Genomic DNA, 12,960 nt, shown 5'->3' with positions numbered 1-12,960 from the left:
CCGCACCATTGACACTATTTCTCCACGCTGTCGGCGGGCGTCGGCAAGGTCTTCGTCTCCGTCTCCCAGGCAGCGGGCTGGAGGCGCCCGTCCGGATACTGGTGCATGACCCCGCCATTGAATTTCGGCAATATGGCGTGGAGGCGATCGAGCTCCGCCTGCATCCGTTCCTGCTCCTCGAACAGCCATGCAGTGAGAGAATTCTGCTCGCCGTTGACGGCCGCGGCGGTGCGGAGCTCCTGGAGAAAGAGACGGGCTGACGGGGTGTGACCCGACATCGCCTTCTTGGCCAATGCCATCATCACCCCACGGTAAGCGCTGACTTCGACGCTCTCATCTCCGATCTTCGCCTGAACCGGCGATTCTGCGACTTCGAAGACGACAGCGCGGTTGTGCGCCGGCATCCGGTGCCTCGGCTTTTCCTTCTTCGGACGTCCGTCCGGGTTGCCACTGACCCCTTTGGGAAAGGTGCCGTCCGGGTTGCGCTTCGGCCTGCTCATCACGCGGCCTCGCTAGCGCCGAGCGCAATGTCGCAGAGGCGCTCCATCTCGGCCGCACGCCTCGTCTTCACCTGCTCGAAGGTCTCGCCGGTCTCTGCAAGGACAGCCGCCTTGCCGGTGAGCTTCTGCCAGCGCTCAACGGTCACGTCGCAATAGCCCGGCTCGTATTCGATGACCCGCGCCTTACGCCGGGTCTTCTCGGCGGCAAGCAGCGTCGAGCCGCTGCCTCCGAACGCGTCCAGGATGATATCACCCCGCTTCGTGACGTCCTTGATCGCATCCATAAGCATTGCCACCGGCTTCACCGTGGGATGGAGCGCGAGCTCTGCATCCGCGCCCGTCCTGGTTGCTCCGCGGTAAGTCCAGACGTTGGTGCGGTAACGGCCGTTTCTGCCGAGTTCGACGTTGTTGATATGCGGCTCAGAACCCGCCTTCCAGACGAACACGAGTTCGTGCTGCGAACGATAGAGGGATCCCATCCCTCCGTTGTCCTTGACCCAGACGCAGAGGTTCTTGAGTTCGGTGTAAACCGCCTCACCGGCCTCGATCATCTCGCCCTGGTGCCGCCAGTCCATGAACTGGAAGTGGAGGGCGCCTTCGACGCTGTACGCGACCTCGTTGGAGAAGACCTGCCGCAGAAATTCGGTGAATTCCGCGCGGCTCATCTCGCCCGAAGCCATGGCGAATTCCCGGTGGTGGACGCCGCCCGCACCGCAGACATGTCCGTCCACGGGTACGTTGAAGGGCGGGTCTGAAAGCACCATCCGTGCCTTTTCCTCACCCATCAATGCCGCAAAACTCAGGGGCTCTCGCGAATCCCCACAGAAAAGCCTGTGCGAGCCCAACTGCCAGAGATCGCCTTCCTTCGTCACGGGCCATCGCACCGGCTCGCGACCCGCGCCATTGTCGGCGACATCCGTGTCGCCCCTCGCATCGATGATAACGTCCATCTCAGGGGTGGAGAAACCAGTGATCTCCAGATCGAAGGTGAGGTCGAGGGCGGAGAGCTCACCAAGCTCCAGGCGCAGCAGCTCCTCGTCCCACCCGGCGTTGAGGGCGAGCTTGTTGTCAGCAAGCGCGTAGGCGCGGACCTCTTCCTCCGAGAGGTGGGAGAGAGAGACGGTCGGTACTGCCGCAAGACCCAGCCGCTTCGCAGCCTCTACCCGGCCGTGACCTGCCACGATCCTGTTCCTGGCATCCACCAGAACGGGATTGGTAAACCCGAACTGGGCGATGGAGCTCTTGAGCTGCTCGATCTGCTTTTCGCTGTGGGTGCGGGCATTTCGCTTCGCCGGCTTCAGAGCACCCGGTGGCTGCTCGACCACATGCAGCGACCATTCGCTGCAGCGGGGGTTGTCGTTCGCAATGTCGCGCATTTCTTAGGTCCTCTTCATTTTCTCCTGAAGATGGACGACCCATCTTCTCGGGAGACACTTCGCCATTGAAAAGCGAAGTTCAGAGGACGCAGTGCGCCCGGAATCCGGGCGCTTCCTTCGTAAATGCACAGATTTTTCGGACGTGCAACCCTTACTTTCTCAAATTAAACATCTCAACAGGCGCCGGAGAAAACGTGGTCAAGACCATGTTTGGAACCGCTTCTTGGCTTCTGATCCACGCAGCAGGATGCAGGGTACGCGCTATTCATCCTCAGGCTGCCATAGATAGGCTTGCGGCTGCTTCCTTAAGTACGATCAGCCATTCTGACGCACCAGATTATCGTGATCTCGTAGATCAAATATGAATATCGTTCGATTCAGTCCTTCGAGCCCCTCCCTGAGATATCGACAATAGAATTTAGCGGTTGATTTTACCGTACGATCCACGACAAATTCGGTCATGCCGGGGGGATGATGGCGGAAATAAACACGACTTCGAGAATGGGGAAGCTGCGCCGTGCTTTGACGCTGGTGCATTTGCTGGCGGAGTCCAGTGAGGGCCTCACGCTCGATGAAATGGCGGAGGCGCTCGGGGTTAACCGCAGGACGGCCGAAAGGCTGCGGGATGCCCTCCGTGCGGAGTTCGATATCGAGGAGCGTGTTGACGAGCGCACGAAGCGCTTTTTCATTCGGGACCGGCTCGGACGCGCCTATACGCGACCCACCGCGGAAGAGGTTGCTGCGCTTGAAGTTGAGGTGGCCGCGCGGCGCGCGGAGGGTGCAACTCACACAGGGCATCTCGAAAAGCTCCTATGGAAGGTGAAATCGGCCCTTGATGATCGCGAGAAGCGCCGACTTGCACCGGATCTTGAGGCGTTGGTGCGTCTGCAGCGGAGCCGGATCGTGGCAGGGCCGTTGCTCGACGCTTCGCCCGAGGCGCTCGGAGAAATTCAGGGCGCTATCCTTGGTGGGAACTGCGTCGAGTTCGAATACGTCGCCGACAGTGTCGCTGAGCCGAAATGGCGACGCGTTATACCCTACGGTCTCATCCACGGGCCGACGACCTATCTGATCGGCAAGATACCCGAGCGAGATCAGGAACCGGTATTTTTCCGGCTCGACCGTATGAGCAGGGTCCACATTTCAGATCGGACCGGCAGCGCACCGACCGACTGGGACCTTGATGCATGGCTCGGCAGGAGCTTCGGGATCTGGCGCGAGGAGCACCATGACGTTGTTCTGCGTGTGAGCCCGAGCGCCGCTGCCCGGGCACGACAGTGGCGGTTCCACCCCGGCCAGACAATCGAGGAAGATCGGGATGAACTTCTGGTCCGCTTTCGCGCCGGCGGATTGCGGGAGATATCGGAGCACCTCTTCATCTGGGGCGGCGACATCCGCATCGAAGCGCCCGAAGAGCTGCGCGCCGTCATGCGTGAACGCGTCTTGCTGGCGCTGGGGTCGGTCTGATGAACGCGACCGGAATTGTCGTTGCTGCAGCTGAAGCTGAGCTTGTCCACCGAATCGCCGCAACCGGGGTTCCGGTGCAACACATGAAGAAGGTCTCGTACATTGAAGGCTGACGTACAATCGCGGGAGACGACAATCAGGACGAGAACCGCCGATGCGACGCCCCACGCGGCGTCCCTGATCCAGAGCCTTCGGGACATCGGATATTCCTGCGAGACGGCGCTGGCGGATATCCTCGACAACTCGATCACAGCAGGGGCACGTCGGATTGAAATTCTTTCCGACCTTGCCGGTGCCGATCCAGCGATCGCTATTCTCGACGATGGCGCGGGCATGACCGCCGACGAACTGATCGAAGGGATGAGGCCGGGATCACGCAATCCCCTCGGTGCGCGTGCTGCCGATGATCTCGGCCGCTTCGGGCTGGGACTGAAAAGCGCAAGTTTCTCGCAGTGCAAACGCCTTACGGTTCTGACCCGCAAGGCCGGTGTAACCGCAGGTGCTACCTGGGACCTCGATGTCGTCGCCCACACCAACCTCTGGGAGATCCAGCTTCACGACGATGCTGCGGACATTCCATGGTCCGACCGTCTCACCGGAGACGGAACTCTCGTGATCTGGCGTAGCCTGGACCGATTGGGCGGCGGTATCGAGAACGACGCAGGGCGAGCGCAACATATCAATCGCGCGATTGCGCAGGCGGAGCGACACCTCAGGCTGGTGTTCCACCGCTTCATGTCGGATGATCGACCGCCGTTACAGTTATTTCTGAACGACCGACCTCTCGATCCGATCGACCCCTTCGGTACGCGGTTCGCAGGTCATCAGGCCGATCGGGTGGACAGGCTGGACATGGCTCATGGCTCCGTGGAGTTCCAGTGCTTCACTCTGCCCCACCACAAGTCCGTCTCGAGGGGAGACTGGGAGGATCTCGGCGGGCCGGAGGGGCACCTGCGGTCTCAGGGTTTTTACGTTTACCGCGGGCGCCGCCTGATCATCGCCGGCAGCTGGCTCGGTCTGGCACGCCAGACCGAGCTGACCAAGCTGTGTCGGATCCGGGTCGATATCCCGAACACTATGGACGCTGACTGGAAGATCGACGTCAAGAAGGCCTCGGCGCAACTCCCTCCCAAAGTCAGGGAGAGGATGCGACTTCTGGTCGAACGGCTCTCACTCACCTCCAAAAGGACGTATCAGCGCCGCGGCCAGCGCCTCGTGGACCGGGAATACATGCCCCTGTGGCATCGCATCCAGCGCGATGGGGCGATCATCTACAGGCCGGACCCGTCGCATCCGGTCCTTGCGGAATTCTCGGCGCGGCTCCCGGCCGAGATGCAGAACGAATTCACCAACATCATCGGTGTTCTCGGCTCAACCGTTCCGATTGCCTCCCTCCAGGCGGACTTCGCGGGCTGTGCCGAGGAGGTCCAGGTGGATGATGCCGATGAAGGGGTTCTCTACCAGCTGGCAAAGGCCATGGTGCCCGTGCTGCTGGATCGGGGTCTCGAAGCCGAAGAGGTTCTCGACACTCTTCATCCCATCGAACTCTTCAAATCCAACTGGGAGGCGGCGAGTGCCGTGATCCGGAAGATCATCAGCGAAGGAAACATAAATGAGTGAGGCGTTGGAACTCCTGGAAGAGACTGTCTCGCCCATGGTCCTCCGCGAGAAGGACCGGACCGCTGAGAGCATCCGCCGGCTGATCGAGCAGATGCGCGCAATTCCTGTTTTCGGTGAAGTATCGGACGAACAGGCGGAGCGGCTGGCCAGACTTCTCGAAGAGCGAAACGGCATCAACATGGGAATCGGGGCGATCGTCGATGCCCCTGAGTTCAAGCCCTGGCTGCATGAGGCCAGGGCAACAATCGATCCCCATTACTGGAGCCGGTATAAGAAGCTTCTGCTGTCGAAGCGGCTGCCGGCTGACGTCATCACCTCGACCGACACCATCACAGACAGCATCCTCGACCGAATGGGCAACCCGGGAGAGGCGGGCCCCTGGGACAGGAAGGGGATGGTTGTTGGTCACGTTCAGAGTGGGAAGACCCAGAACTACACTGGCCTCGTCTGTAAGGCTGCAGATGCAGGCTATCGACTGATTGTTGTTATCGCCGGTATCCACAACAATCTGCGAAACCAGACGCAGGGCCGGATCGATGAGGGTTTCGTCGGACGCGACACCGGGCGTCTCGAAAAGAAAGAAACGAAGGACAAGCCCCGCGTCATCGGCGTCGGAAAGTTCGATGATCGCAGGGCCCCCGTCAGTCTCACAACGACGCTGAGGGACTTCAACAAGGCGACCGCGACCACGAACACGAGCCAGATTGCCTCCTATGCAGTGCCGGTCGTGCTCGTCATCAAGAAGAATTCACGCACGCTGGCCAATCTTGTCGACTGGCTGAAAGAGCACAGCACAACCCATGGCACCGACATGGTCGACCAGCCCATGCTGTTGATCGACGATGAGGCTGACAATGCGTCTATCGATATCAAGTACGGAAAGGATGAGGTGTCGCGGATCAACGGGCAGATCCGCGAACTTCTCGCGCTCTTCCGACGCAGTTGCTACGTCGGGTACACGGCCACGCCGTTCGCCAATATTTTCATCGATCCTGACAGCGACGACCAGGTGTACAAGCAGGACCTGTTTCCGAGGCACTTCATCTTCGGGCTGGATGCGCCAACCAATTATTTCGGGGCGCGCAAGGTTTTCATCGACGGTGTTCCCGATGATGATCAGGAGCGCCCATCCCACCTGCGCTACATCGGCGACCATGCCGATGTGCTTCCGGTCAAGCACCGGATCGATCATGTCCTGACCAGTCTCCCGGACAGCATGGTTGATGCCCTGCGGTGCTTCCTGGTCGCGCGTGTCATACGCAACCTTCGCGGACAGGGGGGGCAGCATGCGTCGATGCTCGTGAACGCGTCACGATTCACGGGCATACAGGGACTGATCCGCAACCGGCTGCATCAGCATCTGAAGGATATTGAGGATGCCGTGCGGGTCGAGGGTGGGCGGCCTGATGCAGCCGAACGCAATCCCGAGATCGCCGAGATCATGAGGTGCTGGCGGGAAGAATATGCGGAGGCCGCGAGCTGGGACGAGGTCCGGCTGGGCCTTCTTCCCGTCGTTGCCTCGGCTCAGGTGGTTGCGGTCAATGCCGCTTCCTCCGCCACACTTGATTACGACAATGGAAGCAAGGGGCAGACGGTTGTAGCCGTGGGTGGATTCTCGCTGTCACGCGGTCTGACGCTTGAAGGGCTGACCGTCTCCTATTTCCTGCGCAATTCCGTGATGTACGACACGCTGATGCAGATGGGCCGCTGGTTCGGCTATCGGCCGGACTACGAGGATCTGTGCCGTATCTGGATGCCCGAAGAGGCCGCCTCCTGGTACGCCCATATCGGCGAAGCGACGGAGGAGTTGCAGCTCGAGCTGAAGCGGATGCAGCAGGCGAATGCGACCCCCGAGCAGTTCGGCCTCGCGGTGCGAAGCCATCCCAGCGCGCTCATGGTCACGGCTCGCAACAAGATGGGTGCCGGCAAGAAGCATGTCATGGTCGGATTGTCGAACAGCTTCCTCGAAACGGCGAAGCTCTCGGCATCGCCGCCGGCGCTGGCGCGCAACAGGGAGGCGCGCGATCACTTCCTCAAGGAGTTAACCGCGGCGGGCCATGGTCCGGAGGTAGCAGAAAATGTGACCGGCGGCTTCCTGCTCAGGGACGTCGGCTGGGAGCTGGTGGACGACTTTCTGAGGGCTTTCGAGAATGAACGGGAGTCGGTTCTGACGGACCCCAGGCCGGTCCGTAACTATATCGCTGAACGGGCGCATGATGAACTCGGTCACTGGGACGTTCTGATCGCCAGCCTGAAGAGCGACCATGCGGAGGGAGTGCCGCAGATCGTGGCGGGCTGGGAAATCATCCCACCTCGACGCAAGGTCGGTGAAGACGAACTCAGGCGCGGTGTCATTGCGATCAGCGGCAAGAAGGCGCGCCTGGCGTCGCGCGGAGTGGAGAGGACCGGAGTTCAGCCGGAACAGGCTAAGCTCGCGGAGGACGAATACAGGAAGACCGAGGTTGCAGCGAAAGATGCAAAGCCTGAAGTCGGCAGGCTGAATTATCCGGACCGGATCTATCGCGCCAGGCGCAAGAAGCCGTTGCTTGTCCTGTACAATATTGATCTCAAGAGGGAAGAGCTGGCGGACGATCTGGGGGCGCAGGTTCCAGCTGAGCCGGTGGTCGGCTGGGCTCTCAGCTTCCCGATTTCCGGACGTCCTGACAAAAAGGTCGAATACGTACTCAATCCTGTGGCGCTGCGGGAGCTCTTCGGCGACGATGACGGGGTCGATGAGGATAGCCTCGATGACTGAGGCGAGGGATCCATGGCAGACGCTGGCACCCGGAAGCGTCGACGCCCGGCGGGTCGATCCGGATGGCAGATACGACTTTTTCTGGGTTGTCTCGGGCAGGGCTGAGCCCGGTGTTCTGCTGCGCATTCCGCCTGGCGTGGCGGAAACGACGCCGCTGCCAAAGATGCGGAATCTCGATATCGGATTTCAGGATATTGGCGGAAGCCGTGCGCTCGTTCTCATTCTGAAGGACCTCGAGCAGCGGGAACTGTTTGCCAGTCTGTGTCTGGATATTGTGAGGGCCGCCGAGGCTGCTTCCGACGATGCCGATGCGCTTCAAAGAGCCATCCGTCGCACGATGCGATGGCATCACCTCCTGCGAGGCGGTCGCAATGACCTGCTCAGCCTTGAGGAGCAGCGCGGTCTCGTCGGGGAGCTCCGGTTTTTGCGACGGCTCGTCGATCTGCTGGGTCTCTATCCGGCGATCGAAGCCTGGAAGGGGCCCTTGGGGAGTGCGAAGGATTTCGAGCTCAACGGCTGCCTCGTCGAGGTCAAGGCACGACGTGGTGCGGCGAGGCCGTCCGTGCAGATTTCTTCCGAAGATCAGCTTTCAGATGTCGACGGTTTCCGCCTCTTCCTAGTCGTTTCTCCAGTCGACGCGGCCATCAAGCCGAGCGGCCTGACGCTGACCGATCATGTTCTCGAGCTTGAGCGGCTGTACGCCGCTGCTGAACCCGATGCGTACCGTCTCTGGGAGCTTGCGATCACCGATACAGGCTTTGACTTCGATGACGATTATTCGGACCGCCGCTGGACGGTCGGGAAGAGCCAGGAATTTGAGGTTCAGGGGGAGTTTCCGCGCGTCACTGCACCGCTGAAACCGGGAGTGTCCTCGGTACGATACAGCATCGCGCTTGATGTCTGCGCACCTTTCACGGTCGAGCCCGGGGTGCTGGACAACGTAATTCTTGGGGGAGTGGGGGAATGGACGAACTGATCGAGTTTCACCGGGAGTGGCTTGCCGAAGTCCAGGGTGATGCCGATGCGCAAGGGCTGATCACCACGGAGGCCTTTCTCGAAAAGATGGGAGAAATTCTGGCGGAGGCCGGCGAGCTGTCCTCCTTCGCCCAGTGTTACCACGAGGGAATCTTCAAGAAAAAGCCGCTCCAGATCGACGCCTATGGATGGGATCCGGAAGATGAGGAGGGCACGCTCAGCGTGGTGATCTCTGACTTCCACCGGGGAGCGGGACCGGAGTCGATCGGAGGGCCCGAGGTCAAGAAGCTTCTGTCGCGTCTGGTTCAGTTCATCATGGCGGCAAACGACCGTGAATATCGGGAAAACCTCGAGGAAAGCGGTCAGGCCTTTGTCCTCGCAGATCTGATCAAGCGGTCCTGGAAAAGGTTCTCAAAGATAAAGCTCATTCTTGTCACGAACCGAATCAACAAGTCCAGGACCGACGCGAACCCGGTTGGACGAATCGGTGATGTTCCTGTGACGACGAACGTGTGGGATCTGGGTAGAATCCAGAGGTTCATTGAGGCCGGCCAGACGCGGGAAGATCTTGTCATCGACTTTGCCGAGGATTTCGGCGAGCCAGTACCGGTTCTGAAGGCATCATTCGATGGCGCCCCATTCGAAAGCTACATCGCTGTCATTCCGGGAAGTCAGCTTGCCGCCATATACGATAAATGGGGTGCTCGGCTGCTCGAGGCCAATGTGCGCAGCTTCCTCCAGGCTCGAGGCAACGTTAACCGAGGGATGCGGGATACGATCAAGGACGACCCGTCCATGTTCTTCTCCTACAACAATGGCCTCACTACAACCGCCGAGAGCGTCGAGGTCGCCGATATGGGCGAGGGCCTCCTTCTCATGTCTGCATCGAACTTTCAGATCGTCAACGGCGGACAGACCACCGCATCGATTCATGCTGCGCGAAAGCTTGCGGCGGAGAAGCTGAAAGACGTTTACGTACAGATGAAGCTCACCGTCGTCCCACCGGAGCGATCCGAACTCGTGGTGCCGAACATCTCGCAGTTCGCGAATAGCCAGAACAAGGTGAATGCTGCCGACTTTTTCGCCAATCATCCTTTCCACATCAAGATGGAGGAATTTTCCCGACGGATGCTCGCCCCGATCGGCGACAGCAATTATCGGGAGCACAAGTGGTTCTACGAGCGCGCCAGGGGACAGTTCGCGGATGAGCGGGGGCGCCGCAGTGCGGCCGAGCGCAAAAACTTCGATGCCATGTTCCCGAAGGCCCAGTTCTTCACGAAAACGGATCTTGCGAAATTCGAGAACTCATATCGCTGCAAGCCGCACATCGTGAGCTACGGAGCACAGAAGAACTTTGCTGAACTGGCCAAAGTCATCGGCGAGGAGTGGGGCAGGAGCGAAGGCGCCCATTTTGATGAGGTCTGGTTTCAGAGGCTGATCGCCAAGGCCATCATCTTCAGGAATCTCGAGAGGGTCGTGCCTGCGCAGCCCTGGTATACCGGCGGCTACCGTGCCAACATCGTGACGTATGCCATAGCCAAGGTCGTGCATGACGCGCATCAACGCGGGCGACTGATCGACCTGGATAATACCTGGAAGATGCAGCGGGTCCATGTCGAGCTGGAGCGCGCGCTGCTCGCGGCTGCGGAGGCGGCGAATAGTGTGATCACCAATCCTCCGGCCGGTGTTCGCAACATGAGCGAATGGGCGAAAAAGCAGGCCTGCTGGGCAGCACTGGCGAAATGTCCGGTGGAGTATGCGCCGGGATTCCAGGCAGTACTGGTGGACCCGGAATCGGTCCGCGCAATCGATCGCGAGAAGCGCAGCGTGAGACGGCAGATCAGCAGCATCGAGGCCCAGCGAGAGGTCGTCAATCAGGGTGGAGAGTACTGGGCCCAGCTTCTCGCCTTCGGGCGGTCGATAGGCAAGCTCGGTCCAAGGGAGGCAGGCATACTGCAGGCCTGTAGCCTGCTCCCCAACCGGGTACCAAGCGAGAAGCAATGCGTTGCGGCAGTAGCTATCGCCGATAAGCTTGAGCAGTTCTATGACAGGGTAAACTAGCCTGCCGGCTCAGGCCTGACACCTGGCCATGCCTACAGTCCCTGTCCATCCGCAGGAGCACGAACAGCGTGAGCTGTCGTTCCACCGGATGGCGGGGTCCCGCGCGTCATCGACACTGGTGCCGGATCTGATCAGCCGGACATCGACCAGGGCGGTCACGTCCAGTTCTGAATCAAGCCCGCACGTCGGGCATCGAAGGTGATGTGTTCGCGATACCGGCACGTATCTGTCCATCAGGTCGTTCCCCCGGCGGCTCCAGACACCCTCCAGCTGATCGCTCAGCGGGGGCAGCGCGACATCAGCGGAAGCGAGATCATGCAAAAGCAGCTCGCCCCTCTGGAACCGGAAGGCATCGGCGGGCAACAACTCGAGAAGCTGATCGGCAAGGTCGATTTGCCTGCTGCGCGGGATGTCTCCCACCAGAGTTACAAAAATATCGAAACCCTCGGCGGGATCATTGGACAGAAGATTTCATCCTTATTCCGCAACACATGTCAGATATGCTGAACACGACTGGCTGGGCAAGCCGTGCCGGGAAGGCTGGCCGCAAGATTTCGCAGTGACAGCTAGGGCTGCTCCTGGGACGCTGAAAGGTCAGCTCAAACATCGGGGAGAGTATTTAATGGAAAGGCAGCATTCCACGCCTCTGATGATTTCCAGTGACGGCCAGAACGTCGAGCCTGCCAGCCTGCTCGAGCTCGGCCTCGGCGGCCACGGAATGACCGAGGCCGCGATTCAGGAGCTCGTTCACCGCTTTCCTTCCTGCCTGCCCATCGCCGAGATTGATCCGCTTTTCGCTAATCCCGTGCCGGTCTGCCGGGAGCTTCGCACACCCGCGGGCGCGGTCGACAATTTTATGATCACGCCGAGCGGCCTGCCTGTGCTGGTGGAATGCAAGCTCTGGCGCAATCCCGAGGGGAGGCGGGAGGTGGTTGGCCAGATCCTCGATTATGCCAAGGAGCTGGCGCTGTGGACCTCGTCTGACCTCCAGCGGGAGGCCACCCGTCGGCTTAATGCGGAAGGGAATGTGCTGCTGGATCTGGTGCGGGCGGCCGGCCATGAGGTGGATGAGATCGGCTTTAACGATGCGCTGACCCTGAATTTGAGGCGGGGGCGGTTTCTGCTCCTGATCGTGGGCGACGGCATCCGCGTGGGTGTGGAGACGATCGCCGAATATCTCCAGGGCCATTCGGGGCTTCATTTTACATTGGGTCTCGTCGAGATGCCGATCTATCAGCTCAGCGACGGTGCACGGATGGTTGTGCCGCGCGTGCTTGCAAAAACTCACACCGTCGTGAGGAACGTCATCGAGGTCCCCGCGGGTTTCGCAGTCTCGGAGGCGGAGGAGGAGGGGGAGGGGCCCCCAGGCTCGATCGAGACCCCGGAGCAGCGCGCGGCTCGGGAGCGGCTTAATGCTGTTCGACAGCGCTTCTGGAAGGACTATCTGGCAGGGCTTCAACTCGACGATCCTGACCAGATGCCTCCTTCAGCCGCGCTTGGCGGGCACGTAGTGTTCAAGTTCGGAGCACCGGGAGGCTCCAGTTGGCTGACGGTCTATCGGGATATGCGGGGCAACCGCGTCGGTCTGGATCTGTCCTCCAACCGCGCTTCCGTAGGGGAGCGGGCATCGAAGGCTCTGGCCGCCCACGCGGACGAGCTGGCAGAAGAGCTCGGGCCCGGGGTGACGATAGATTTTGGGGGTGATCGGCCCGTCATTGCGGAGGACTTTGCGGTACAGGATCTCGAGGATCCGGCGGACCGCGCCCGCGCGCTGGCATGGCTTCAGGAGCGCACGAATGCCTTCATAAACGCGCTCAGGCCGCGCATCCGTTCCGCCCTCCAGGACCTGGCGGACGAATGAGCCCCCCTGAATCTCGATCCGCGCCGGCGTGCGGCCGTCCCCGGGGCTCCCGCACACAGAGCAGACAACGGCTCGGGCACCTGAACCGTATTTTACATAAGGCCCGCTGGCGGACGGGGGAGTTGCTCACTGTGTCGGTCCGCCATGTCCGCATTGCGCCAGTTTCGGACACTCAGCGGTTCTCCGGACGGCCGGCGATCGGACGTTCGTTTAGCCGGGGGGGGGGGCGGCATTCGACATTTCAGACATTCGTAGGGTGCATCCCATGGACGGCGCCCTAGCCAGCACTGGTCAGTTCCACCTCGGTTTCGGCTCCGCCTCGTACAGGCGTCCTTCAGAACTGCC

The 12,960-nt window shown here is 60.7% G+C and carries 9 protein-coding genes; 7 read left to right on the top strand and 2 right to left on the bottom strand.

The window, feature by feature from the left end; translation table 11 throughout:
• Window positions 1-14 precede the first annotated feature (14 nt).
• Window positions 15-500, bottom strand: a complete 486-nt coding sequence (locus SH591_RS06240; protein ID WP_324750987.1) for a DUF5681 domain-containing protein — start codon at window positions 498-500, stop codon at window positions 15-17.
• Window positions 500-1,876, bottom strand: a complete 1,377-nt coding sequence (locus tag SH591_RS06235; protein ID WP_324750986.1) for a site-specific DNA-methyltransferase — start codon at window positions 1,874-1,876, stop codon at window positions 500-502. The genes SH591_RS06240 and SH591_RS06235 overlap by 1 nt, the downstream gene beginning before the upstream one ends.
• Before the next feature lie 501 nt (window positions 1,877-2,377).
• Here SH591_RS06235 and SH591_RS06230 point away from each other — a divergent pair.
• The 7 genes from SH591_RS06230 (at window position 2,378) to SH591_RS06200 (ending at window position 12,615) form a co-directional block, all read left to right on the top strand.
• Window positions 2,378-3,343 carry a helix-turn-helix transcriptional regulator gene (locus SH591_RS06230; RefSeq protein ID WP_324750985.1) on the top strand — a complete coding sequence of 322 codons (966 nt, stop codon included), beginning with the start codon at window positions 2,378-2,380 and terminating at the stop codon, window positions 3,341-3,343.
• A gap of 102 nt (window positions 3,344-3,445) precedes the next feature.
• Window positions 3,446-4,963: an ATP-binding protein gene (locus SH591_RS06225; RefSeq protein ID WP_324750984.1), complete on the top strand. Its 1,518-nt coding sequence runs from the start codon at window positions 3,446-3,448 to the stop codon at window positions 4,961-4,963.
• On the top strand, window positions 4,956-7,718 hold the full coding sequence (locus SH591_RS06220) for a Z1 domain-containing protein (RefSeq protein ID WP_324750983.1): 2,763 nt from the start codon (window positions 4,956-4,958) through the stop codon (window positions 7,716-7,718). Before SH591_RS06225 ends, SH591_RS06220 begins: the two co-directional genes overlap by 8 nt.
• Complete coding sequence (locus SH591_RS06215) at window positions 7,711-8,694, top strand: PD-(D/E)XK motif protein (RefSeq protein ID WP_324750982.1); 984 nt, start codon at window positions 7,711-7,713, stop codon at window positions 8,692-8,694. The genes SH591_RS06220 and SH591_RS06215 overlap by 8 nt, the downstream gene beginning before the upstream one ends.
• Window positions 8,682-10,754 (top strand): AIPR family protein, encoded by a 2,073-nt coding sequence (locus tag SH591_RS06210; protein ID WP_324750981.1) that lies wholly within the window; start codon window positions 8,682-8,684, stop codon window positions 10,752-10,754. The genes SH591_RS06215 and SH591_RS06210 overlap by 13 nt, the downstream gene beginning before the upstream one ends.
• A gap of 201 nt (window positions 10,755-10,955) precedes the next feature.
• The gene (locus tag SH591_RS06205; protein ID WP_324750980.1) at window positions 10,956-11,261 is read left to right on the top strand and encodes a hypothetical protein; all 306 of its coding nucleotides are present in this window, start codon (window positions 10,956-10,958) and stop codon (window positions 11,259-11,261) included.
• Between the two features lie 115 nt (window positions 11,262-11,376).
• Complete coding sequence (locus SH591_RS06200; protein ID WP_324750979.1) at window positions 11,377-12,615, top strand: hypothetical protein; 1,239 nt, start codon at window positions 11,377-11,379, stop codon at window positions 12,613-12,615.
• Window positions 12,616-12,960: the final 345 nt, after the last annotated feature.

The organism is Sphingomonas sp. LY54 (assembly GCF_035594035.1).
GTDB lineage: Bacteria > Pseudomonadota > Alphaproteobacteria > Sphingomonadales > Sphingomonadaceae > Allosphingosinicella.
This window is presented reverse-complemented; position numbering and strand designations above follow the sequence as displayed.